This window comes from Salinarimonas chemoclinalis, assembly GCF_041514305.1.
In the GTDB taxonomy this organism is placed as follows: domain Bacteria; phylum Pseudomonadota; class Alphaproteobacteria; order Rhizobiales; family Beijerinckiaceae; genus Salinarimonas; species Salinarimonas chemoclinalis.
Genome location: NZ_JBGMWH010000025.1, coordinates 1 through 23,754, shown reverse-complemented (window position 1 = coordinate 23,754; position 23,754 = coordinate 1). Strand labels below are relative to the sequence as shown.

The 23,754-nt window shown below is 72.5% G+C and carries 22 protein-coding genes; 9 read left to right on the top strand and 13 right to left on the bottom strand.

The genetic code is table 11. From position 1 onward, the window contains the following. The first annotated feature begins 104 nt into the window (after nt 1-104). Nucleotides 105-1,142 carry an ABC transporter permease gene (locus AB9M23_RS21210; protein WP_372426654.1) on the top strand — a complete coding sequence of 346 codons (1,038 nt, stop codon included), beginning with the start codon at nt 105-107 and terminating at the stop codon, nt 1,140-1,142. After that, complete coding sequence (locus AB9M23_RS21205; RefSeq protein WP_372426652.1) at nt 1,139-1,930, top strand: ATP-binding cassette domain-containing protein; 792 nt, start codon at nt 1,139-1,141, stop codon at nt 1,928-1,930. The genes AB9M23_RS21210 and AB9M23_RS21205 overlap by 4 nt, the downstream gene beginning before the upstream one ends. Nucleotides 1,931-2,057: 127 nt before the next feature. Here the strand turns inward: AB9M23_RS21205 and AB9M23_RS21200 are convergent, their stop codons facing one another. From AB9M23_RS21200 to AB9M23_RS21180, 5 genes are all read right to left on the bottom strand, one after another. Further along, nucleotides 2,058-3,173: an anhydro-N-acetylmuramic acid kinase gene (locus AB9M23_RS21200; RefSeq protein ID WP_372426651.1), complete on the bottom strand. Its 1,116-nt coding sequence runs from the start codon at nt 3,171-3,173 to the stop codon at nt 2,058-2,060. A gap of 16 nt (nt 3,174-3,189) precedes the next feature. Then, nucleotides 3,190-3,903, bottom strand: a complete 714-nt coding sequence (locus AB9M23_RS21195; protein ID WP_372426650.1) for a DUF1045 domain-containing protein — start codon at nt 3,901-3,903, stop codon at nt 3,190-3,192. Beyond that, on the bottom strand, nt 3,900-5,513 hold the full coding sequence (locus tag AB9M23_RS21190; RefSeq protein WP_372426648.1) for a gamma-glutamyltransferase family protein: 1,614 nt from the start codon (nt 5,511-5,513) through the stop codon (nt 3,900-3,902). Before AB9M23_RS21190 ends, AB9M23_RS21195 begins: the two co-directional genes overlap by 4 nt. A gap of 105 nt (nt 5,514-5,618) precedes the next feature. Then, nucleotides 5,619-6,344, bottom strand: coding sequence for an acetoacetyl-CoA reductase (phbB, locus tag AB9M23_RS21185; RefSeq protein ID WP_372426647.1), 726 nt, complete (start codon nt 6,342-6,344; stop codon nt 5,619-5,621). Between the two features lie 85 nt (nt 6,345-6,429). Further along, complete coding sequence (locus AB9M23_RS21180; RefSeq protein ID WP_372426646.1) at nt 6,430-7,608, bottom strand: acetyl-CoA C-acetyltransferase; 1,179 nt, start codon at nt 7,606-7,608, stop codon at nt 6,430-6,432. Nucleotides 7,609-7,910: 302 nt separating this feature from the next. Here AB9M23_RS21180 and phaR point away from each other — a divergent pair, with 302 nt between their 5' ends. The 5 genes from phaR to lptB all read left to right on the top strand — a co-directional run bounded on the left by phaR (nt 7,911) and on the right by lptB (nt 12,046). Then, the gene (gene phaR / locus AB9M23_RS21175; protein ID WP_372426644.1) at nt 7,911-8,540 is read left to right on the top strand and encodes a polyhydroxyalkanoate synthesis repressor PhaR; all 630 of its coding nucleotides are present in this window, start codon (nt 7,911-7,913) and stop codon (nt 8,538-8,540) included. A 101-nt stretch (nt 8,541-8,641) separates the two neighbouring features. Further along, nucleotides 8,642-9,256, top strand: a complete 615-nt coding sequence (locus AB9M23_RS21170; protein WP_372426643.1) for a ribonuclease D — start codon at nt 8,642-8,644, stop codon at nt 9,254-9,256. Between the two features lie 136 nt (nt 9,257-9,392). Further along, nucleotides 9,393-10,130 (top strand): hypothetical protein, encoded by a 738-nt coding sequence (locus AB9M23_RS21165; protein ID WP_372426642.1) that lies wholly within the window; start codon nt 9,393-9,395, stop codon nt 10,128-10,130. Between the two features lie 56 nt (nt 10,131-10,186). Continuing rightward, the gene (locus AB9M23_RS21160; protein WP_372426641.1) at nt 10,187-10,858 is read left to right on the top strand and encodes an LptA/OstA family protein; all 672 of its coding nucleotides are present in this window, start codon (nt 10,187-10,189) and stop codon (nt 10,856-10,858) included. Between the two features lie 276 nt (nt 10,859-11,134). Then, nucleotides 11,135-12,046: an LPS export ABC transporter ATP-binding protein gene (gene lptB / locus AB9M23_RS21155; protein ID WP_372426677.1), complete on the top strand. Its 912-nt coding sequence runs from the start codon at nt 11,135-11,137 to the stop codon at nt 12,044-12,046. Nucleotides 12,047-12,050: 4 nt separating this feature from the next. Here lptB and AB9M23_RS21150 read toward each other — a convergent pair whose 3' ends face one another. Further along, entirely contained in the window at nt 12,051-13,358 is a 1,308-nt protein-coding gene (locus AB9M23_RS21150; RefSeq protein ID WP_372426640.1) for an SAF domain-containing protein, read from the bottom strand. A 171-nt stretch (nt 13,359-13,529) separates the two neighbouring features. Here AB9M23_RS21150 and AB9M23_RS21145 point away from each other — a divergent pair, with 171 nt between their 5' ends. Next, nucleotides 13,530-14,165, top strand: coding sequence for a DUF1236 domain-containing protein (locus AB9M23_RS21145; protein WP_372426639.1), 636 nt, complete (start codon nt 13,530-13,532; stop codon nt 14,163-14,165). Nucleotides 14,166-14,224: 59 nt separating this feature from the next. Here AB9M23_RS21145 and AB9M23_RS21140 read toward each other — a convergent pair whose 3' ends face one another. From AB9M23_RS21140 to AB9M23_RS21115, 6 genes are all read right to left on the bottom strand, one after another. Continuing rightward, nucleotides 14,225-16,420, bottom strand: coding sequence for a RelA/SpoT family protein (locus AB9M23_RS21140; RefSeq protein WP_372426638.1), 2,196 nt, complete (start codon nt 16,418-16,420; stop codon nt 14,225-14,227). A gap of 170 nt (nt 16,421-16,590) precedes the next feature. Then, nucleotides 16,591-17,352: an alpha/beta hydrolase gene (locus tag AB9M23_RS21135; RefSeq protein ID WP_372426637.1), complete on the bottom strand. Its 762-nt coding sequence runs from the start codon at nt 17,350-17,352 to the stop codon at nt 16,591-16,593. Nucleotides 17,353-17,658: 306 nt separating this feature from the next. Then, nucleotides 17,659-18,054, bottom strand: coding sequence for a DNA-directed RNA polymerase subunit omega (rpoZ, locus tag AB9M23_RS21130; RefSeq protein ID WP_372426636.1), 396 nt, complete (start codon nt 18,052-18,054; stop codon nt 17,659-17,661). A 118-nt stretch (nt 18,055-18,172) separates the two neighbouring features. Next, complete coding sequence (locus AB9M23_RS21125; protein WP_372426635.1) at nt 18,173-18,508, bottom strand: hypothetical protein; 336 nt, start codon at nt 18,506-18,508, stop codon at nt 18,173-18,175. Nucleotides 18,509-18,594: 86 nt separating this feature from the next. After that, on the bottom strand, nt 18,595-20,028 hold the full coding sequence (locus AB9M23_RS21120) for a homospermidine synthase (protein ID WP_372426634.1): 1,434 nt from the start codon (nt 20,026-20,028) through the stop codon (nt 18,595-18,597). 152 nt (nt 20,029-20,180) lie between these two features. Beyond that, a complete protein-coding gene (locus AB9M23_RS21115; RefSeq protein WP_372426633.1) occupies nt 20,181-22,343 on the bottom strand; it encodes a methyl-accepting chemotaxis protein in 2,163 nt (720 codons plus the stop codon). Nucleotides 22,344-22,572: 229 nt separating this feature from the next. Here AB9M23_RS21115 and AB9M23_RS21110 point away from each other — a divergent pair, with 229 nt between their 5' ends. After that, nucleotides 22,573-22,875 (top strand): type II toxin-antitoxin system Phd/YefM family antitoxin, encoded by a 303-nt coding sequence (locus AB9M23_RS21110; protein ID WP_372426632.1) that lies wholly within the window; start codon nt 22,573-22,575, stop codon nt 22,873-22,875. A 401-nt stretch (nt 22,876-23,276) separates the two neighbouring features. Here AB9M23_RS21110 and AB9M23_RS21105 read toward each other — a convergent pair. Further along, nucleotides 23,277-23,754: L,D-transpeptidase (locus AB9M23_RS21105; protein WP_372426630.1), on the bottom strand; the 478-nt coding region annotated here is incomplete at its 5' end.

Genomic DNA, 23,754 nt, shown 5'->3' with positions numbered 1-23,754 from the left:
GGCGCAGCGTCGGTGGAGGAGCCTCATCCCGATCGAGCCGACGCGGAACGTCGATGCCGGGCGCACCGATCACGGATGCATCCGAACGAGGACGAAGGCGACGCATGCAGCCCCCCGACGCCACGGCCGAGAGCCATGCTCTGTCCGAGCGCGAGCGCACCGCGCTCGGACGCGTGCAGGCCTTCCTGCACGCCTACCCGACCATGGTGCCGGTCGTGGTGCTGCTGCTCTCGCTCGCCGCCTTCGGGCTGATCGCGGGGGAGCGATTCTTCTCGCCGTTCAATCTGTCGCTGATCATGCAGCAGGTGACGGTGATCGGCATCCTCGCCGCCGCCCAGAGCCTCGTCATCCTCACCGCCGGCATCGATCTCTCGGTGGCGGCGATCATGGTGCTCACCACCGTCGCCATGGGCCAGCTCGCCGTCGAGCTCGGCCTGCCGGCGGGGATCGCGATCCCGATCGGCATGATCGTCGGCATCGCCTGCGGGACGCTCAACGGGCTGCTCGTGACGCGGCTGAAGCTGCCGCCCTTCATCACGACGCTCGGCACCTGGAACGTGTTCTTCGCGCTCAACCTGTGGCTCTCCGGCGCGCAGTCGATCCGCTCGCAGACGATCGACGCGCAGGCGCCGACGCTGAAATTCTTCGGCCAGAGCTTCGGGCTCTTCGGCACGCAGTTCACCTACGGCTCGATCCTGCTCTTCGTCGTCTTCGGCGCGCTCTGGTACCTGCTCAACCGGACCGCCTGGGGCCGGCACGTCTACGCGGTGGGCGACGACAAGGACGCCGCCGAGCTCGCCGGCATCCGCACCGACCGCGTGCTGGTCTCGGTCTATGCGCTCGCCGGCCTCGTCTGCGCCATCGGCGCCTGGGCCGCTGTCGGACGGCTCGGCTCGATCTCGCCGCAGAGCTTCTACGAAGGCAACCTGCAGAGCATCACCGCCGTGGTGATCGGCGGCATCAGCCTGTTCGGGGGCCGCGGCTCGATCTCGGGGGCGCTGATCGGCGCGCTCATCGTGGGCGTGTTCCAGTCGGGGCTACGTCTCGCGGGCGTCGACGTGCTCTGGCAGGTCTTCGCCATCGGCTGGTTGATCATCGTGGCCGTGGCGATCGACCAGTGGATCCGGAAGGTGGCGTCATGAGCGAGCCCGTCCGTTCCGAGCCCGTGCTTCGCGCCCGCAACCTCGTGAAGCGCTACGGCCGCGTCGTCGCCCTCGACGGCGCCGATTTCGACCTCCACCCGGGCGAGATCCTCGCGGTCATCGGCGACAACGGCGCCGGCAAGTCGACGCTGATCAAGGCGCTGTCGGGCGCGATCCGGCCCGACGAGGGCGAGATGCGGCTCAACGGCGAGCCCATGTCGTTCCGCTCGCCGATGGAGGCGCGCGCCGCGGGTATCGAGACGGTGTACCAGACGCTGGCGCTCTCCCCCGCCCTGTCGATCGCCGACAACATGTTCCTCGGCCGCGAAATCCGAAAGAATGGCCCGCTCGGGCGCTGGCTCGGCGCCCTCGATCGCGCCGCCATGCGCCGCATCGCCCGCGAGAAGCTCACCGAGCTCGGCCTGCTGACCATCCAGGACATCGACCAGGCGGTGGAGACGTTGTCGGGCGGCCAGCGCCAGGGCGTGGCGGTGGCCCGCGCCGCCGCCTTCGGCTCCAAGGTCGTCATCATGGACGAGCCGACGGCGGCGCTGGGCGTCAAGGAGAGCCGGCGCGTGCTCGACCTCGTCCTGGAGGTGCGCGCCCGCGGCCTGCCGATCGTGCTGATCTCGCACAACATGCCCCACGTCTTCGAGATCGCCGACCGCATCCACGTCCACCGCCTCGGGCGGCGCCTGTGCGTCGTGCGCCCCGGCGACGTCTCGATGTCGGACGCGGTCGCCCTCATGACGGGCGCCAAGGAGCCGCCCGCGTCCCGCGCCGCCTAGAGCGCTTTTCGACCTGATGGAATCAGGTCGAAGGCTCTAGGTCTTCGTTCTCAAGCATCATCTCGTCCACCAACCGGCATCCACTTGGTGGGATGATGCTCGAGGGGCGGCGTGCGACGCGTCGCCCCTATCGGCCGGCGACGACTCGGCCCCCGCCGGTGGGAACGGGAACGCCCGTCGTCGTCGGGTAGGAATACGCCATGCCGCGCAGGACGCGGGCGGCGAGGAAGGCGAAGCACTCGGCCTCGACCGCGTCGCCGCGCCAGCCGACCGCCTCGGCGGGGACCGCCTCGACGCCGGCGCGCTCCCCGATCATGCGCATCAACTTCGGGTTGCGCCGCCCGCCGCCGGAGACGACGAGGTGGGACGGGCGGCCGGGCAGCCGGTCGAGGCCCCGCCCCACGGCTCCGGCGGTGAAGGCGGTGAGCGTCGCGGCCCCGTCCGCGAGCGAGAGCCCGTCCGCCATCGACGCCTCGAAGCCGAAGCGGTCGAGGCTCTTGGGGTAGGGCGCGGCGAGATACGGGTGCTCCAGAAGGCGCGCGAGCCGGGCCTCGTCGACGGTCCCCTGCGCCCCGAGCGCGCCGTCGACGTCCATCGCCGCGCCGGTGTGGCGGGCGACCCAGTCGTTGAGCGGCGCGTTGGCGGGGCCGGTGTCGAAGGCGTGGAGCCCCCCGTCGGCGTCGCGCCAGGTGAGGTTCGCGACGCCGCCGAGGTTGAGCACCGCCGTCTCCGGCCCGGCGGCGATCGTGTCGAGCAGCGCCGCGTGGTAGGCGGGCGCCAGCGGCGCGCCCTGGCCGCCGGCGGCGACGTCCGCCGAGCGGAAGTCGTAGACCGTGTCGATGCGGGTGATCGCCGCCATCAGCGCGCCGTCACCGAGCTGGCGCGTCGCGCCGCGCCGGCCGCCCGCCGGACCGCGGTGGAGCACGGTCTGGCCGTGGAAGCCGATCGCCGTCACCTCGGACACCGCGATGCCGTTTTCCGCCAGGAAGGCGTTCACCGCCAGCGCCTGCGCGCGGGTGAGCGCCGCCTCGGCCTCGGCGAAGATCTCCGGCTCCGCGCCGTCGAAGTCCCAGGCGCGGGCGGCGGCGAGCGTCTCCTGGAGGAGGCCGCGCAGGTCACAGCCGTAGGGCGCGAGCGTCCACGGGCCGAAGGCCTCTATGCGTACGCCGTCGGTGTCGAGGGCGGCGATGTCGACGTTGCCGTCGAGCACGGTGCCGGTCATCAGGCCGAGCGTCCAGGGCATGGTCGAGGGTTCCGTGTCAGACGAGGAGGACGCGCTCGCGCACGACGAATCGCGAAGCGGGGTCCTCGGCACGATCCTGCACGAACAGCGCGATCTGGTCGACGAGGAGCCCCGGCTCCGAGACCCGCTCGGCATGGAGCGCCGAAAGCTCCTCGAGGAGCCTCGGCACCTCGGCGGCGGGCGCGCGGCCGGTGAGCGTCAGGTGGAAGCGGAAGCGCGAGAGCACGCCGGGATAGCCCCAGCGCATCAGGTTCTCGCGCTCCTCCTCCGACAGCCGCTCCGGCCGGCGCCGGGCGATCTCGTCCTCCGTCAGCGGCGCGCGGAAGGCGTCGAAGCCGGTGACGAGGGCGCGCTCGAGGGCGAGGAGCGCGGGCGTCGGCTCCGGTTCGACGAGGGCGAGGAACGCGTTGCCGTCGGCGTCCACCGCACGCACCTCGAGCCGCGGCAGCCGGAAGGCCGCACGCCCGCCGCAGAAGTCCCGCAGTGCGCCGACGAGCGCGTCCGCGTCGCGGTCGTCGGCCAGCCGGAAGGGCGGCTTCATCGTGGCGTGGAAGCCGTAGCGGCGCGGGTCCTCGGTGAGCGCGCGGAAGGCGCCGGCGTCCGCCGAGGGCGGCACGAGCTGGGGCACGTCCGCCCCGGTCTCGGCGTCCCAGCCGAGCACGGCCGAGCCGAAGCGCCAGAGCTCGGAATGGGCGGGCGGGGCGATGTAGAGGGCGTAGCGGGTGGTCATGATCCGAGCGCGGCTCCGTCCGAGCGGGGGTCGTGCGTCGCCTCGACACGCCCGTCGCGGGGACGCTTCACGAGAAGCCCCGCGTGGCCGAGCGTGTCGGAATAGGGCGCGTCGAGCACCTCGACGCGGTGGCCGAGGCGATCGAGGCCCGCGATCAGGCTCTCGTCGAAGCGGCTCTCGAGCTTGAGCGCCGTCGAGGTCTCGCCCCAGGTGCGGCCGAGCAGCCAGCGGGGCGCGTCGATTGCCTCGGCGGGAGAGGCGCCGGCGCGGTAGCGGGAGAAGACCTGCGCCTGCGTCTGCGGCTGCCCGTCGCCGCCCATGCAGCCCCAGGCCACGACACGACCGTCGGCGAAGCGGGCGATCGGCGGGTTCAAGGTGTGGAAGGGCTTGCGGCCCGGCGCGAGGGGGTTCGCGGCATCGTGCGCGAGCGAGAAGGCCGCGCCGCGGTTCTGCAGCCCGATCCCCGTCCCCGGCAGCACGCACCCGGAGCCGTATTCCCAGTAGAGCGACTGGATGAAGGAGACGGCGAGCCCGTCCCTGTCGATCGCGCCCATCCAGATCGTGTCCGCCTCGCCCCCGGCGCGCGGCCAGGGGGCGGCGCGGCGCGTGGAGATCGCGGCCGCCTCGCGAGCCAGGATCGCGTCGGCGAGGAGGTCCTGCGGGTCGCCGTCGAGGAGCGCGGGGTCGAGGACGACGCGGTCGCGGATCGCGAAGGCGCGCTTGACCGATTCGACGAGGCCGTGGTGCCACGAGACCGTGTCCGGCCGCCCGAGCGAGAGCCGCTCGGCGATGCCGAGGATGGCCAGCGAGGCGAGGCCCTGGCTCGGCGGCGGCAGGTTGAAGATCTCGACGCCGGGGAGCTTCAGCGCCAGCGGACGCACGACGCGCGCCTCGTAGCGGCGCAGGTCCGCGCGGGTCACCGGCGCGCCGATACGCTCGAGGCCCGACGCGATCTCGCGGGCGACGTCGCCCGCGTAGAAGTCGCGCAGGCCCGCTTCCGCGAGGTAGGCGAGCGTGTCGGCGAGGGCGGGGAAGCGGCGCACCGCGCCGGCCTCCGGCGGGGCGCCGTCGACGAAGTAGGTCTCGCGGAAGCCCGGCGCGTGCTCGAGCGCGGCGCGTTCGTTGGGGCCTTTCCCGGAGGCCCAGAGCCGCGCCTCGCTGCCGGAGACGGGCACCCCCTCGCGGGCGCGGCGGATGGCGTCGGAGAGGAGCGTCGCAAACGGCAGCCGGCCTCCGCGGGCGCGGGCGAGCTCGCCGGCCAGCCGCCAGCCGTCGACCGCGCCGGGCACCGTGAGCGCCGCGAGCGGCCCGCGGGCGGGCACGGCGTCGAGACCCCGATCATGGTAGAGCGCCGGCGTCGCGTGCGCGCCCGCGAAGCCGGCGGCGTCGATGGCGTGGACCCGCCCGCCCGGCTCGGCCACGCACCAGAAGGCGTCGCCGCCGATGCCGTTCATGTGCGGGTAGACGACCGCGATCGTCGCCGCCATCGCGATCATCGCCTCGACCGCGTTGCCGCCCTCGATCAGGATCGCGCGGCCGGCCTCCGCGGCGGCGGCGTGCGGCGCGGCGACGGCGGCGGTGGGGAAGGTCGGCGTGTCGAGGCGCGGCATGGGGACTCCGGGCGCGCGCCGAGACGTGCGGCGCGTGCGCCGATGTCTAGCGCGGGCCGCGGCGCGTGGCGAGGGGGCAGCGCACCCTCGCCGGCCCCATCCACCTCACGCCATGTATTGCCCGCCGTTCACCGACAGGGTCGAGCCGGTGATGAAGCCCGCCTCGTCGGAGGCGAGGAACGCCACGCAGCGGGCGATCTCCTCGGCCTCGCCGAGGCGGCCGACGGGGATCTGCGGGATGATCTTGGTGTCGAGCACCTCCTTGGGCACCGCCATCACCATCTCCGTGCCGATGTAGCCCGGCGCGATGACGTTGACGGTGATGCCCTTGGACGCGTTCTCCTGGGCGAGCGCCTTGGCGAAGCCGATCACGCCGGCCTTGGCGGCGGAGTAGTTGGCCTGGCCCATCTGGCCCTTCTGGCCGTTGATGGAGGAGATGATGATGATGCGCCCGAACTTGCGCGCCTGCATGCCCTCGATCAGCGGCCGGGTCATCGTGAACATCGAATCGAGGTTCGTGCGCATCACCTCCGACCATTGCTCGAAGGTCATCTTGTGGAACATGCGGTCTCGGGTGATGCCGGCATTGTTGACGAGCACGTCGACCGGGCCGAGATCGCCCTCGATCGCCTTCAGCCCCGCCTCGCAGGCGGCGGCGTCGGCGACGTCGAACTTGTAGACGGGAATGCCCGTCTCCTCCTTGAAGGCGTTGGCCTTCTCGTCGTTGCCGGCATAGGTCGCGGCGACCGAATAGCCGGCGTCCTTCAGCCCCTTGGAGATCGCGGCTCCGATGCCGCGGGTGCCCCCGGTGACCACTGCGACGCGTGACATTGGCTGTTCCTCCCAGATGATCTCGTCTCGTGCGGCCGGGGGCGGCCGGCGCGCCGCCTCCCGACCGGGAAGTCGCGCGCCGTTCTCAGCGCTCGAGGCACATGGCGACGCCCATGCCGCCGCCGATGCAGAGCGTGGCGAGGCCCTTCTTGGCGTCGCGCTTGCCCATCTCGAACAGCAGCGTGGTCAGCACCCGCGCGCCGGAGGCGCCGATCGGGTGGCCGATGGCGATGGCGCCGCCGTTGACGTTCACGATCTGCGGGTCCCAGCCCATGTCCTTGTTCACCGCGAGCGCCTGGGCGGCGAAGGCCTCGTTGGCTTCGACGAGATCGAGGTCCTGCACCTTCCAGCCCGCCTTCTCCAGCGCCTTGCGCGAGGAGGGGATCGGCCCCGTGCCCATCACCGCCGGGTCGACGCCCGCCGTCGCCCACGAGGCGATGCGCGCGAGGGGGGTGAGCCCGCGGCGCTCGGCTTCCGCCGCCGTCATGATCACGAGGGCGGCCGCGCCGTCGTTGATGCCCGACGCGTTGCCGGCGGTGACGGTGCCGTCCTTCGAGAAGGCGGGCTTGAGCTTGGCGACGGCGTCCATCGTCGTGCCGTGGCGGGGATACTCGTCCGCGGCGATCACGGTCTCGCCCTTGCGGGTCTTCACCGTGAAGGCGACGATCTCGTCGTCGAAGCGCCCGGCCTTCTGCGCGGCCTCGGCCTTGTTCTGCGAAGCCACCGCGAAGGCGTCCTGCTCCTCGCGGGTCAGCTGCCAGCGCGTGGCGACGTTCTCGGCGGTGTTGCCCATGTGGTAGCCGTGGAAGGCGTCGAGCAGGCCGTCCTTGAGCATCGTGTCGACGAGCTTGAGCTCGCCCATCTTGGTGCCCGCGCGCATGTGCGCCGCGTGCGGCGCCATCGACATGCTCTCCTGCCCGCCGGCCACCACGATCTTCGCGTCGCCGGTTGCGATCTGCTGCATGCCGAGCGCCACCGCGCGCAGGCCCGAGCCGCACAGCTGGTTGATGCCGAAGGCGGTCGCCTCTTGCGGGATGCCGGCCTTCATCGCGGCCTGGCGGGCGGGGTTCTGGCCCTCTCCGCCGGCGAGGATCTGGCCGAGGATGATCTCGTCGACCTCCGCGCCGTCCACGCCCGCACGCTCGAGCGCGCCCTTGACGGCGGCGGCGCCGAGCTCGTGGGCGGGCACGGCCGCGAAGGCGCCGTTGAAGGCTCCGACGGGCGTGCGCGCGGCGGAGACGATGACGATGTCCTGAGCGGCCATGGCGATCCTTCCTCGTGTTCTGTGCGGCGCCGGGTACGCGCCGGTCTTCAGGGCTATCGAAACGGACGGCGCGCTCCAGTCAAGGCCGTGCAAGCACGCACGTCCCGCCGCGCGAGGTGACGGCGGGCCCCGCGCGGTGCGGTGCGAAATAGCTGTTTCGGAGGCGGCGCGAAGCTTCTAAGGTTTCTTCGTGGGGAAACACCCGGCGGGCCGGTCGGACGAATTGACGAGGCGGGCCCGAGGCGAACGTGCAGCGCGAACGACCCGGCGAACGACCCGGGATGTCGAGTGACGAGGGCGCCATGGCCAGCGACGAGAAGCAGCCGACGGTCATCAAGAAATACGCCAACCGCAGGCTCTACCACACCGGGACCTCGACCTACGTGACCCTCGAGGATCTCGGCCGGATGGTGCGCGAGGGGGAGGACTTCGCGGTCACCGACGCGAAGACCGGCGAGGACATCACCCGCTCGGTGCTCACGCAGATCATCTTCGAGCAGGAGAACAAGGAGGGCGCGCAGACGATGCTGCCGATCGCCTTCCTGCGCCAGCTCATCCGGCTCTACGGCGATTCGATGCAGGCGGTCGTGCCGGCCTACCTCGAGTTCTCGATGGAGAGCTTCCTGCGCGAGCAGGCGAAGCTGCGCGAGCAGATGACCACCGCCTTCGGCGGCAAGGCCTTCGGCACGCTCGAGGAGCAGGTGCGCGCCAACATGAGCCTGTTCTCGGACGCGATGCGGATGTTCTCGCCCTTCCCCGGCGTGCGCGCCGAGGCGGTGAAGCGCCACGCCGAGGCGACCGGCGGGACCGGAGAGACCTCGGCCGAGGGCGCGCCCCAGGCCGGCGCGGGGTCGGCCCGCGAGCTCGACGACCTCAAGGCCCAGATGGCCGAGATGCAGGCGAAGCTGCGGGAGATCGCCGACAAGCGGTGAGCGGCCCCGGTGCCGGGAGCGCGCCCCGCATTTGACATCGCCGCCGCGGCCGTGGAACACGTCTCGCGACCATTCGAGCACGCGAGACGAGCGCCACACGCATGACAGTCAGGCTGCACCGCGGGGACCTGCCCGCCTCCTGGGAACCGGGTACCGCCATCGCGGTCGACACCGAGACGCTCGGGCTCAATCCGCTGCGCGATCGCCTGTGCGTCGTGCAGGTCTCGCGCGGGGACGGCGGCGCCGACGTCGTGCAGATCCTGCGCGACGGCCCGCGCCCGGAGCGGCTCGCCGCCGTGTTGGCGGACCCGGGCGTGCTCAAGATCTTCCACTTCGCCCGCTTCGACCTCGCCGTGCTCGAGCACGCGCTCGGCACGATGCCCGGCCCGGTCTACTGCACCAAGATCGCCTCCAAGCTCGTGCGCACCTACACCGATCGCCACGGGCTCAAGGACCTGGTGCGCGAGCTCCTCGGCCTCGAGATCTCCAAGCAGCAGCAGAGCTCGGACTGGGGCGCGGACACGCTCACCCAGGCGCAGATCGAGTATGCGGCCTCCGACGTGCTGCACCTGCACGCGCTGAAGGATCAGCTCGACCTCAGGCTCGCCCGCGAGGGCCGCACGGCGCTGGCGCAGGCCTGCTTCGACTTCCTGCCGACCCGCGCGCGGCTCGACCTCCTCGGCTGGCCCGAGACGGACGTCTTCGCGCATTCCTGACGACGGGTCCCTCGCGGCGTTTGCACACCCGCGCCGGGAAAGGCATAAGACGGATCGCGGGAGGCCTCATCTTCGCCACGTGCGGAGAGGATGACGCGGCCGCCATCCCGCCTCGAGGGGCTCCTGAGGACCGCGCGTGCACGCGAGAGCACCCACCGATCCACAGACCGCATCGGCGTCCGCCCGCGGGCGCCGCAGCTACGCGCGCGCGCTCGCGCATTCGCGGCGCGTGCGCCTGCTCAAGCGGGCGATCCCGGTGGGCGCGGCGGCGGCGGTGGTGCTCGTGCTGGCGATCACGCTGCTCAACCCCTTCGCCTCGCAGGGCGGTCTCTCGATCGGTCCCGTGAACGTGTCGGGCACCCGCATCGTGATGAACAGCCCACGCCTGTCCGGCTTCCAGGACGATACGCGGCCCTACGAGGTGACCGCGACGGAAGCCTCGCAGGACGTGCGCACGCCTCATCTCGTCGACCTCGTCGACCTGCGTGCCCGCGTCTCCGTCGACGAGGCGGGCAACGTCGTGCGCGTCGAGGCGGCGACGGGGCGCTTCGATACGCAGGTGGAGCTCCTGACGCTCGAGCGCGACGTGCGCGTCACCTCGACGCTCGGCTACGCCGCCGACCTGCGGTCCGCGACGGTCGACTTCGCCGCCGGCACGGTGATCTCGGAGGAGCCCGTGCGGGTCGGCGTCGGCTCCGGCGTGATCGAGGCGCAAACGCTCTCGCTCACCGGCGGCGGCGACGTCATCACCTTCGTAGGCGGCGTCACCTCGACCTTCCTCCTCGGCGCCGAGGGCGATCCCGAGGCGGAGCGCGCCGCGGCCGCCGCCCGCGCAGAGCCGATTCCCGCCGAGGCGCGCAGGGTGAGCCCGTGACCGACCCGGCCCTCTCCCCCGCCCTCTCCAGCGACCAGCCACAGGGAGCCGCCTCCGTGCGTCGTACGTCCCGTCTCGCCGCGTCCGTTTCCACGAAAGCCGTTCCGGCGAAGGCGGCCCTGACGAAGGCAGCCCTGACGAAGGCAGCCCTGACGAAGGCAGCCCTGACGAAGGCTTGCGTCGCCCTCGCGTTGCTGCTCGCGCCGGCCGCGCTGGCGCAGCAGGCGCCGGAGCCCCGCACCGGCGCCTTCGGTGGGCTCGGCTCCGGCTCCCAGGAGCCGATCCGCATCGACGCCGATCGCCTCGACGTCTTCGAGCGCGAGAGCCGGGCGGTCTACCAGGGCAACGTCGTCGCCGTGCAGGGCGACACGACGATGCGCTGCTCGGAGCTGACGATCTTCTTCCAGCGCGCGGAGGAGGGCGCGCCGGCGCCGGGCGGCGAGGCGCCGGACCAAGCGCCGGGGCAGGGAACCGAGTCGATCGACCGGATCGAGTGCGAAGGACCCGTCACCATCCTCTCCCAGGACCAGGTGGCGACCGGCGCGCGGGCGGTCTACGACCGCATGGCGGGCCAGGTCGTGCTGACCGGGGACGTCGCGCTCAGCCAGGGCCAGAACGTGACGCGCGGCGAGCGGCTCGTCTACGACGTCGACTCGGGGGTCGCCAACATCGAGTCCGGCGGCACGCAGCGGGTCCGCGGGCTTTTCGTTCCCGGCGGCGGGCAGTAGAACCGAGCGACCCCGGAGGGGTCGAGGGCGAGGAAGGGTTCGCGCGTGGATCAGAGGCGGCCGCAGACGACGGGGACGCACGGCGACGGCGCAGGGCCGGCGCGCCCGCACCACGTCCCCGATCCCGGCGGCGCCGGGCAGGCGCAGGAAGCCTGGGATCGGGACGGGTGGCCGCAGGAGGATTGGACCCCGCGGGACGACCGGCGCGGGCACGCCCGTCCCGAGGACGCCTACGACCCCGTCGACGACGGGACCTGGCCCGAGCCGGACTGGAGCGTGCTCGAGGAGCCGCCCGCCCCGCCGCCGCCCGCCCGTCCGAGCCTCGTCGGGCGCCTCAGGGGCCTCTTCGCCCGCGCGCCGCGGCGCGGGCCCGATCCCGAGTTCGCGGAGGCGCTCGCCCATGACCGCGAGCCGGCGCCCGCGCATCGTCCGGTCGGCGACGCACCCACCGCGATCCTCGGCGGCCCGGGCGTCCTCGCGGTCAAGGGCCTGCAGAAATCCTACCGCGGCCGCATGGTCGTCAACGACGCGGGGCTCGCCGTGCGCAACGGCGAGGCCGTGGGGCTGCTCGGGCCGAACGGCGCGGGCAAGACCACGATCTTCTACATGATCACGGGCCTCGTCGCCGCCGACAGGGGCATGATCAGCCTCGACGGCAACGACGTCACCCTGATGCCCATGTACCGCCGTGCCCGGCTCGGCATCGGCTACCTGCCGCAGGAGGCCTCGATCTTCCGCGGCCTCAACGTCGAGGACAACATCCGCGCCGTGCTCGAGGTGGTCGAGCCCGACCGCGACCGCCGGGAGGCGAAGCTCGACGAACTGCTCGACGAGTTCAACATCGCGCGCCTGCGCAAGTCGCCCTCGATCGCGCTGTCGGGCGGCGAGCGGCGGCGCTGCGAGATCGCCCGCGCGCTCGCCTCCGACCCGTCCTTCATGCTCCTCGACGAGCCCTTCGCCGGCATCGACCCGATCGCGGTGGGCGACATCCAGAATCTCGTGCGCCACCTCACCAAGCGGGGCATCGGCGTGCTGATCACCGATCACAACGTCCGCGAGACGCTGGGCCTGATCGACCGCGCCTACATCATCCATTCCGGACGGGTGCTGACCGAGGGCAGGCCCGACGAGATCGTCGCCAACAGCGAGGTGAGGAAGCTCTACCTCGGCGAGGACTTCCGGCTCTGACGCCTCAGGCGGGCGCCGCCGGCACCAGCGTCGCGCGCAGCCGCTCGGCCTCGCTGCGCACGGCGCGCGGCGCGACGTCCGCCTCGGTGACCACCGCCCCCGCCGGCACGGGCCGCACCAGCGTGACGCCGTGCGCGAGGCCGATGGGCAGGGCGCGGGCGGCGCGGCTCGCCGCGGCCGTGGTCACCCGCCCGAAGACCGTCCAGCCGCCCTCGCCGTCGAGCGCCTCGCCTTCGCGCAGGTCGCGCTTGGCGACCGCCACGACATCCGCGGCGAAGGCCCGCGTCGTGCCGGTCGGCTCGCCGCGCAAGGCCGCCGAGAGGACGGAGATCGACAATTCGAGCCCGATCAGGTGGAAGGGCTTGTACATCGCCGCATAGAGCCCGCTGTCGTCCGTCGGCAGGCCGTACTGCCGGAAGCAGGCGGCGGCGTAGGGGTTGGGCGCCTTCAGGACGACGTAGACGCCCCAGCGCAGATCGCGGAACACGGGGCGCCCGTCGCGCTCGAGCGAGGAGACCACCTCGACCATGCCGTCGCGGGCGAGCGCCCCGCCCACGGCGCGCGGGCGCAGCACCCGGGCGAGGTCGTCGACGCCGCACGGCGGGAAGGCGAGACCCTCCTCGGGCACCGCGAGCCCGGTGGCGTTGGCGATGGCGGCGGCCTCGATGGCGGACTTCGTGCCGTCGAGGAAGGAGTTGAACATCTTCGGGTTCATGCCCGCCGCCGCGGCGGCCTCGGGGGTGAGGCCGTAATGCGTCCACACGTCGTCGGGCGTCACCCCGTGATAGGCCGGCAGGTACTTCGTGCCCTTGCCCGCCGCCGCCACCGCGAAGCCGGCGGCGCGCGCCCAGTCGACCATCTCGCACACCAGCGCCGGCTGATCTCCGTAGGCCATCGAGTAGACGACGCCCGCCGCCCGGGCCCGCTCGGCCAGCGCCGCGCCCACCAGCACGTCCGCCTCGACGTTGACCATGACGACGTGGCGACCCGCCTCGATCGCCGCGAGCGCGTGGATCACCCCCGCCTCCGGCGCGCCCGTCGCCTCGATCACGACCTCGACGTCCTCCGCGATCGCCGCGCGCCCGTCCTCGTGGAAGCGCGTGGCGGCGATGCGCGCCTCGTCCCACCCCACCGCCCTGCAGGTCGCCCGCGCCCGCTCGGGATCGAGATCGGCGATCGCCGCCACCTCGAGCCCGGAGATGGTCGGCACCTGCGCGAGGAACATCGCCCCGAACTTCCCCGCCCCGATCAGCGCGACGCGGACGGGACGGGACTGCGCGGCGCGGGCGGCGGCGAGGGCGTGGAGGTTCATGGGGGTGGGGGTCCTGATGGGGGCTCCGGGGAGGGACGCGGGAGGATAGACGACGCGCGCTCGCGGGAACAGCCACGCCGAGGCGCGGCGCAATAAGCCGAACAGCCCCGGAACACCGCGCCCCCTCCGCCGTTCGCTCGCCCGTCCTCCCGACGAACGAAGGAGACTCTCATGACCCGTACCCTCTTCCTCGCCGCCGCCAGCGCCGCCGCCCTCGGGCTCGCCGCGCCGGCGTCCGCGCAGGTGGCCGCCACCGCCACCACCGATCTCAACATGCGCGCCGGGCCGGGCCCGAACTACGAGGTCGTCGGCGTGATCGACGGCGATGCCTCGGTCACCGTGCTCGGCTGCCTGCCGTCGTCGGCCTGGTGCCGCGTTCAGCACCGGGGCACCGAGGCCTGGGCCTACGGCGACTACCTGTCGGCGACCGTCGAGAACGCGCCGGTGGCCGTCACCCAGCGCCGCGGGATCGTGCCCGAGGCGGTCTGGGACCCGGTCGCGCAGACCGGCGCGGTCGCCGGCGAGATCGTCGGCTCGATCATCGGCGGGACCGTCGGGGCCGTGACAGGCGCCGTCGGGGGCGCCATCGACGGCTTCACCGCCCCGCCGCCGCCGGTGCGCACCTACGTCGTCGAGAACCGCGTCGAGCCGATCTACCTCGAGGGCGAGGTCGTCGCCGGCGCTGGCCTGCCGCCGGCGGTGGGCCTGCGGCCGATCCCGGACTACGAGTACGAGTACGCCTGGGTGAACGGCCAGCCGGTCCTCGTCGACCCGGCGACGCGGCGCATCGTCTACGTCGTGCGCTGAGGCGCGCGTCACACGCGATCGGAGACTCGGCCCCGTCCCGCCTTCCGGCTGGCCGGGGCTCAGCCCATCAGCCGCTCGACCTTCGAGATCACGCGCTTGGCGCGCAATTCGGCGATGATGCCGTTCAGGTGCTTGATGTCCCACACCGACACGTCGATGACGACATCGGTGAAGTCGGGCGTGCGGCGCTGCATCGAGATGTTGTCGATGTTGCCGTCGTGGTCGGCGACGACCTGCGCGATCTGGGCGAGGGAGCCCGGCTCGTTGATGGTCTCGAGCTTGATGCGCGCGGGAAAGCGCTTGTGCGCGATCGACTCGACGTCCCAGCGCACGTCGACCCAGGCCTCCGGCACGTTCTCGAAGGCGGCGAGCGCCTGCGACTGGATCGGGTAGATGGTCACGCCCTCGCCGGGCGTGATGATGCCCACGATCCGGTCCCCCGGCACCGCCCCGGATTCGGGCGCGAAGCGGACCGACAGGTCGGCGTCGAGCCCGCGGATCGGGATCGCGCGCGGGTCGTCGGCGGCGTCGGGCAGCTTCATCTTGAGGGCGTCCGCGCCGAGCGCGACCCAGCCCGCTCCCTGCGTCGCCGCTCCCGACACCAGACGGCCGACGTCCTTGAAGTCCGCGTAGACGGCGCGCACGACGTCGCCGGAGAACATCTCCCCGCGCCCCACCGCCGCGAGCACGTCGTCGACCGAGGTGCGCGCCAGCCGCGGCAGCGCGGCCTTGAGCTTCTCCTCGGAGAACGCCTTTCCCGCGCGCTCGAAGGCGCGCTCCAGGATCTGCAGCCCCAGCCCGGCGTATTGCTTGCGCACGGCGGTGCGCGTCGCCCGGCGGATGGCGGCGCGGGCCTTGCCGGTGACGACGAGGCTCTCCCAGGCCGCGGGCGGCACCTGGCTGCCACCGGCGCGCACGATCTCGACCTCGTCGCCGTTGGCGAGCTCGGTGAGGAGCGGCGCCATGCGCCCGTTGATCTTGGCGCCCACCGCCGTGTTGCCGACGTCCGTGTGCACCGCGTAGGCGAAGTCGATCGGCGTCGCGCCCCGAGGCAGCGCGATCAGCCTGCCCTTGGGCGTGAAGCAGAACACCTGGTCGTGGAAGAGCTCGAGCTTGGTGTGCTCGAGGAAGTCCTCCGGGTTGTCGCCCTCCGCCAGGAGGTCGATCGTCCTGCGCAGCCATTGATAGGCGCGGCTCTCGCCGATCGGCTTCGCCGCCTCCGCGGGATCCTTGTAGAGCGCGTGCGCGGCGATGCCGTACTCGGCAACCTCGTCCATGGCGCGGGTGCGGATCTGCAGCTCGACGCGCTGGTGGCCCGGGCCCACCACGGTGGTGTGGATCGAGCGGTAGTCGTTCTGCTTGGGCGTCGAGATGTAGTCCTTGAAGCGTCCGGGCACCATCGGCCAGGTGGAATGGACGAGCCCGAGCGCGCCGTAGCAGGCGTCGATGCTGTCCACCAGGATGCGGAAGCCGAAGATGTCGGAGAGCTGCTCGAAGGCGACGGACTTGCGCTCCATCTTCTTCCAGATCGAGTAGGCGCGCTTGCGCCGCCCCTTCACCGCCGCATCGAGCCCCTTGGCGGCGATCCGCTCGGCGAGATCGCGCTCGATCTCCTCGACGAGCCGCTCGTTCTTGGCGGTGAGCGTCTCGAGCCGCTTGGTGATGGTCTCGTAGGCCTCCGGCCGCAGGTGGCAGAAGGCGAGGTCTTCCAGCTCCTCGCGCATCTCCTGCATGCCCATGCGCCCGGCGAGCGGGGCGTAGATGTCGAGCGTCTCCTCGGCGATGCGCGCGCGCTTCTCGGGCGGCATGAAGTGGAGCGTGCGCATGTTGTGCAGGCGGTCCGCGAGCTTGACGAGCAGCACGCGGATGTCCTGAGCGATGGCGAGCAGGAGCTTGCGGAAGTTCTCCCCCTGCGCCGCGCGCTTCGAGACGAGGTCGAGCCGCTTGAGCTTGGTGAGCCCGTCGACCAGCGCACCGATCTCCGGGCCGAACGTGCCACGGATCTCGTCCAGCGTCGCCGCGGTGTCCTCCACCGTGTCGTGCAGCACCGCGGCGACGATGGTGGCGTCGTCGAGCCGCATGTCGGTGAGGATCGCCGCCACCTCCAGCGGATGCGCGAAGAACGGGTCGCCCGACGCCCGTGTCTGCGTGCCGTGCGCCCGCATGGCGTAGATGTAGGCCCGGTTGAGCAGGGCCTCGTCGGCGGCGGGGTTGTAGCGCTTGACCCGCTCGAGCAGCTCGTACTGACGCATCATGCGCGTGGGGAACCTCCGGGCACGCGCCGGCCGGGCGCGTACATGCTTTCCCACAAGATGAGGGTTTTCGCGGGCGCTGAACAGGGCCGTGTGGCGAATTGACGGGATGCGGGCGGGGAATGGGCGGGGCTTCGCGCGGTCTCCCCGCCGGGGTCTCCGGCGCGCGGCCGTCAGGCCGGCGCGAGGGCGTCGTGGATCGCCGCCGACAGCTTCGCCGCGTCGAGCGCGTGGCTGCCGCCCGTGAGGATGCGCAGGCGCACCCGCCCCGGCGCGCCGCTGGCCTCGAAGAGCGCGTGCGCGTGCGCGACCGAGGTCACCTCGTCGTCGGTCTCGTGGAGGATCGTCCAGGGGATCGCGACCCGCGGCGCGGCCGCCGCCGCGTCGAAGGCGTCCGGCAGGAGATCCCGGGCGAAGGCCGGCGCGCGGGCGCGCAGGCTCGCGAAGGTGCCGAGCGTGATCAGCGCGCAGACCTCGCGCGGGTCGTCCGCCGCGAGCGCGATGGCGATCGCGCCGCCGAGCGAGTGGCCGAACAGGACGAGCGGGCCGGCGCGGGTGGCGCGTGCATGGTCGAGGAATGCGCGCGCGTCCGCCATCAGCCCGGCCTCCGTCGGCCGGCCCGGATTGTCGCCGTAGCCGCGGTAGTCCGCGACCACGACGTCGGCACCCTCCCGCACCAGCGGCTCGACGAGCGGCGCGCGGGTCGCGGCGCAGCCGCCGTTGCCGTGGAAGTAGAGCAGCGTGTAGCGCGCATCGCTCCGCGGCGCCGATCGCAGCCCGGCGATCGCGAGCCCGTCGGCGGTGCGCACCCCGATCCGATCGAAGCGGCGACCGCCGTAGTCCCCCGACACGGTGGGGACGCGCTCGGTAAGGTAGATCCGACGCCGGATGGTGCCGCGCAGGAGGGAGCGGAGGAGCGAGAGCGCCGGGGACATCAGGCATGCTCCAGTGTCTGCGGCGCGGTGGCTTGAGTGGCGAAGGCTTCGCTGCAGGCCGCCGACGATGCGCGACCGGTGTGTCGCGATCTTCTGCCAGGGGCAGCGAACCCGGCGAGCGTCGGCCTGCGAATAGAGTTGCTACCTGATCGGCATAGAATTTCAAGTGGATTTCGCGGGGCAGAGCAACCCGGCGCTCGTGTCCGTCTCCCCGACGCCGGCATCGTTGCCCCCCGACTACGAAAAAACCCGGCCTTCCGGCCGGGCTTCCCATCGTCTCACAGGCCGTGGCGGCGATCCGCCCCCTCACCCCTCGTCGTCGTCCGTCTGCGCCGGGGGCTGGAGCCCCTCCAGCCCGCGCAGGAGGTCTTCCTCGGACATGCGGTCGAAGGTGACCTCGCCGTCCTCGCCACCGGAGCCCTCGGGGGCGGGGGCGCCGATCATCGGCACGGCCTCGGCCTCGGGCTCGTCGACCTCGACGTACTTCTGCATGGAATGAATCAGCTGCTCGCGCAGGTCGTCCGGGCGCACGGTCTCGTCGGCGACCTCGCGCAGGGCGACGACCGGGTTCTTGTCGCGGTCGCGATCGATCGTGAGCGGGGCGCCCGAGGAGATCATGCGGGCGCGGTGGCTGGCGAGCAGCACCAGCTCGAAACGGTTCTCGACCTTGTCGATGCAGTCTTCGACGGTCACGCGAGCCATGCGCGGCTCCTTCCGATGGGCTTGCCGGTCAGGGCGTTCTTGGCGAAGGCGGGTCCTTACAGCGACGGCGCGGAATTGGCAAGCCCGCCCGAGGCGCACCAAAGCCGCGCGACTGCGGTCACGCCTTCGCACCGCGCCCCGCCAGCCGCACGTAGAACCCGAGCCCGTCCCCGGCGGGAAGGGGCGCGAGGCTCGTCACGTGCCCCTTGCGTTTGGCCTCCAGCAGCGCCCGGCCCACCGGCTGGAACAGCGTCTCGCCGGCACCGGGCAGCGGCGCGGCGATGCGGATCGCCACCGCCTTCGCCTCCCCGAAGCGCGAGCGCTCGATCAGCTCGGCGAGCGAGGCCTCCGCCGCCGCGCGTGCGGCGCCGCGCAGGTCGAGCACGCTGTCGGCATCCGCGACGCCGTTCGAGCCGCGCAGCTTGTCGGCGTAGTGGGGATCGAAATGAGGCATCGTCGCTCGGGCTCCGGGTCCGCCGGGAAATATGGGGGCGGACCCGGGAGCTGTCATCCCGCTCCCGCGTCGCAGCACGGCGGCGGTCAGCGGACCAGAACGTTGCGGAACTGCCAGGGGTCGCTCGCGTCGATGTCCTCGGGGAACAGCCCCGGGCGCCCCTCGAGCGGCGTCCAGCCGGTGTAGACTCCGACGACCGGGCCGAGGTAGGGGCGCTGGATCTCGAGGCAGCGCGCGTAGTCCATCTCGTCCGCCTCGACGATGCCGGCCTGCGGGTTCTCGAGCGCCCAGACCATGCCGGCGAGGACGGCGGAGGAGACCTGCAGGCCCGTCGCGTTCTGGTAGGGCGCGATGCGGCGCGTCTCCTCGATCGAGAGCTGCGAGCCGTACCAGTAGGCGTTCTTCTCGTGGCCGTAGAGCAGCACCCCGAGCTCGTCGATCCCGTCGACGATCTCGTTCTCGTCGAGGATGTGGAAGCGCTCCTGCGCGACGCCGCCGGCGCCGAACATCTCGTGCAGCGAGAGCACGGCGTCGTTCGCCGGATGGTAGGCGTAATGGCAGGTGGGGCGGTAGGCGACCTCGCCCCCCTCGCGGACCGTGAAGTAGTCGGCGATCGAGATCGACTCGTTGTGCGTCACCAGGAAGCCGTACTGCGCCTGCGCCGTCGGCGTCCAGGAGCGCACGCGGGTGTTGGCGCCGGGCTGGAGCAGGTAGATCGCCGCGCCGCAGCCGCGCTCGTGCGTGCGGGCGTTCTCCGGCATCCAGGTCTCGTGCGTGCCGAAGCCGAGTTCGGCGGGCTGCAGCCCCTCGGAGACGAAGCCCTCGACGGACCAGGTGTTGACGAACACGCCCCGAGGCTTGGGATCGCGCGCGCGCTGGGTGTCGCGCTCGGCGATGTGGATGCCCTTGACGCCGGCCTCGCGCATCAGCGCGGCCCAGCCCTCGCGGGTCGTCGGCGTCTCGAAGGAGAGGCCGAGGTCGGTCGCGACGTTGACGAGCGCCTGCTTGACGAACCACGACACCATGCCGGGATTGGCGCCGCAGCAGGAGACGGCGGTGGTGCCGCCCGGCCGCTCGCGGCGCTCGGCGAGGATCGTCTCGCGCAGGGCGTAGTTGGTGCGCGCCTCGGGGCCGGCGTCCTTGTCGAAGTAGAAGCCCTTCCACGGCTCGACGACGGTGTCGACGTAGAGGACGCCGAGCTCGCGGCACAGGCGCATCAGGTCCCGCGAGGAGGTGTCGACCGAGAGGTTGACGCAGAACCCCTGGCCCCCTCCCTTCGTGAGCAGCGGCGCCAGCAGCTCGCGGTAGTTCTCGCGGGTCACCGCCTCGTGCACGAAGGCGATGCCGCGCGCGTCGAGCAGCGCCCGGTCCGCGTCGTTGGGGTCGACGACCGTGAACCGGTCCTTGTCGAACGTGAAGTGACGCTCGATCAGGGGAAGCGTCCCCTTGCCGATCGAGCCGAAGCCGATCATCACGATCGGGCCGGTGATCTCGCCGTGCACGGGCCAGGCGGCTGTCATCGCGCGCTCTCTCCTTCAAAGATGCGGGGATAAGCCTCCGCGGGAACGGGAGCGCGCACCTTTAGTTCGTCGACGCCGCGCGTCAACGGCGCGCGGCGTCGCGAGGGGGAGAAAAGGCCGCGGCGCGGACACGCCGCGCCGCGCATCCCGCCTCACGCGGCCGCCACCTCGTCGAGGAAGCGGCGGATACGCTCGTCGAGCAACGTGGTCTGCTCGCGCACGATCGCGGTCGCGCGCACGACGCGGTCGGCGGCCTCGTCGGTGGAGACGACGACGGCGCGCACCTCCTCGATGCCCTCGCTCACGCCGGCCGCGTTCTCGCGCGCGCCCTCCGCGCTCGCGGCGATGGTCTGCGTCGCGGCGGACTGCTCCTCGATGGCGCTCGCGACCGAGGTCATCGCGGTGGCGATCTCGGCGACGCGGGTCTTGATCGAGCCGACGGCGCCCACGGCGTTGCGGGTGGCGTCGCGCATCGAGGCGATCTGCCGCGAGATCTCCTCGGTGGCCTTCGCGGTCTGCGAGGCGAGCGACTTCACCTCCGCCGCCACGACCGCGAAGCCCTTGCCGGCGGCGCCGGCGCGGGCGGCCTCGATGGTCGCGTTGAGCGCGAGCAGGTTCGTCTGCTCCGCCACCGTGTCGATCATCGTCACGATCTCGCCGATGCGCTGGGCGTTCTCCTCGAGCGAGGCGACGACGTCGCTCGTCGAGGCGGCGTGCGCGTTGGTCTCGTTGGTGATCGTCGCCGAGCGGCTGATCAGGCCGGCGATTTCGCCGATCGAGTCGGAGAGCTGCTCGGCCGAGACCGCGACGTCGCGCACGGAGCCGCCGGCCGCGCCGGCCGCGCCCGCCACCCGCTCCGACCCGCCGCGGGCGCTCTCGGAGAGCCGCGCCATGTCCTGCGAGGCGGCCGAGAGCGCCTGCGCCTCGCGGCCCAGCGTGCGCAGGGCCTCGCCCACCGTCTGCTCGAGCTCGCCGGCCAGCGCGCGCATGGCGCGCTTGCGCGCCTCGGCCTCCCGCTCGCGGGCGTCGCGCTCCTCCGCCTCGCGGGCGGCGGCGTCGGCCTGGACGCGGTCGCGGATGCCGGCGACGGCCCGGGCGATCTCGCCGATCTCGTCGCGGCGGTCGTCGCCGACGATGCGGCCCTCGCCGCCGGTCGCCGTGCCGTCGGCGATCGCGCGCAGCGCCGCCGCCAGAGCCGAGATCGGCTTGGCGATCGAGCGGCCGATCAGGAGCGCGAGGACGAGCGCACCGCACAGGACCGCGAGCGTCGCCATCAGGATGCCGTCGCGGGTCGCCGCGACCCGCGCGAGCGCCTCGTCCGCCTCCTGCTCGGTGACGAGGGTCAGCGGCACGTCGATGAAGGAGAGCGCGCGCTTGTCGGCGAAGCGCGCGACGCCGTCCTGCACGTAGTCGAACCCGCCCGTCGCCGCCTCGAGCACGGCGGGGCGGCCGAGCGGCGCGAGGACGGAGGGCGCGTCGGCGAGGGGGCGCTGCGAGCGCAGCAGGCCGTCCGCGCCGACGATGTAGCTCTCGCCGGTCTCGCCGAGCCCGGTGCGATCGGCGAGGACCGCGTCGAGGCTCGTGGCCGCGATCCGGTAGACGAGCACGCCGTCGACGAGGCTGCCGTCCGGCGAGACCACGGCGCGGGCGAGGAAGGCGGAGGGCTCGCCGCCCACCGCGGCGTAGGGCGCGAAGTCGACCGCCGCGGTGCGGGCGGCGGCGACGCCGTCCGTCGTCTCGACGCCCGCGAGCGCCGCGGCGTGGGCGCGGGCGAGGCCGCTGCCGGCGAGGGTCGCGTCGGAGACGGCGCCGGCGAAGTCGCCGTGCTTGCCGACGGAGTAGACCACCTCGCCCTCGGGCGTCAGCACGAGGATGTCGGCGTAGCCGCGGTCCGCCCGGATCGCGCGGAAGGAGGCGTGGACGCCCTCGTGGCGCCAAGCGTACAGCGTGCGCTCGCCCTGGCCGGTGAGCGCGATGCGCTCCTCGAGGGCAGCCGGGCCGGTGAAGTAGGCGACGAAGCGCTCGCGCTCCTGCGGGTTGAGGAAGAAGGCGTCCTTCAGCTCGCCGAGCGCCGAGCGCACGGCGACGTTCTCCGAGAGCGCCTCGATGTCGCGCACGGTGGCGTCGAGCGTGCGCTGGAGCGCGGCCGCGCGGGAGGTGGAGATCAGCGCGAGCCGCTCGCGGCTCGCCTCGGTGAGCGCCTCGTGCGCACTGCGATGGGCGATGACGCCGACGGCCACGCTCGCCAACAGCGCCATCGCGGCGACGGTGGCGGTGATGACGGCCTGGAGTCCGAACGCACGTACTCTTCGCATCTGCGATCTCGCTTACGTAAAGAAAGGTAAGCGGAAACTCGGACGCCGGGCGTGAAGAAAAGGTTGATCGCCGGTGCGGTGGGCGGTGCGAAACCGCGCAATGCGTGTGGTGCGACGTGCGCGGAGGCGGCTACGGGTCGGGCGCGCGGGTGCGGAGCGCGGCTCCGGCAGCCGGTGCTTGCGTCCCCGCATGTCGAGGGGCATAGTCCGCCGGACACGGAGGTGCGTCATGTCTCAACGGGTCGCGGCGGCCGACCTTCAGAAGAACTTCGGCTACTGGCGCGACAAGGCGATGTCGGAGCCGGTTCAGATCACGGAGGACGACCGGGAGACGGCCTACCTCGTGTCGGCGGAGACGTTTCGCGAGCTCTGGGCCTGCTATCGCAGGAGCATGTCCGTCAGTGAGCTTTCGGACGCCGAGCTCGCCATGATCCTGGCCGCGGACGTCCCCGACGAGCACGCCTACGAGGTCGAGGATCTCGAGGCGTCCGGCCCTGGAGTGACACGCGCGCGGCCCGACCGTGGCGGTTGACGGGTGAAGCTGCCGCCGATCCCGGAACCGGGTCTCGTCCTCTGCTACTCCTACCTCTGGAAGGACGAGCACGAGGCGGCGCGCGTCGAGGGCAGAAAGGATAGGCCTGCGGTCGAGGTGCTCGCCCGACGGTCCGTCGGGGCTTCCACCCTCGTCTACGTCGCTCCGGTGACGCACGACGAGCGGCATCGTCCGGGCGAGGCGGTCGAGATACCGGTGGTCGTGAAAAGGCACCTGGGGCTCGACGATCGCGCGTCGTTCATCGTCAGCGATCGATCGGAACGCTCGCGGCGGTCGCTTGGGCATGGTGAAGCGCTCGACGTAGACGGGCGTGCGACGGCTGCCCGCGTCGAGCGCTTCGGAGGCTCGATCCGGCCGATCGATCCGGCGTGCGTCCCTCGTCACATCACCACGACCCGCGTCCCCACCCGCACCCGCTGGTACAGGTCGATCACGTCGTCGTTCATCATCCGGATGCAGCCCGACGACATGGCGCGGCCGATGGAGCCCGGCTCGTTGGTGCCGTGGATGCGGTAGAGCGTGCCGCCGAGGTAGAGCGCGCGGGCGCCGAGCGGGTTCGAGGGGCCGCCGGGCATGAAGGCGGGCAGTTCCGGCTGGCGCCGGCGCATGGCCGCGGGGGGTCGCCAGTCGGGCCATTCCGCCTTGCGGGTGATGCGCTCGGTGCCGCGCCAGGAGAAGCCCTCGCGCCCGACGCCGACGCCGTAGCGCAGCGCCGTGCCGCCCGGCTGGACCAGGTAGAGGAACTTGCGGCGCGTATCGACCACGACGGTGCCCGGCGCGTGCGGCCCGTCGTAGGAGACGGTCTGGCGGCGGTAGACGTCCGCGACGGCGCCGCCGCCGGGTCGCACGGCGGCGACC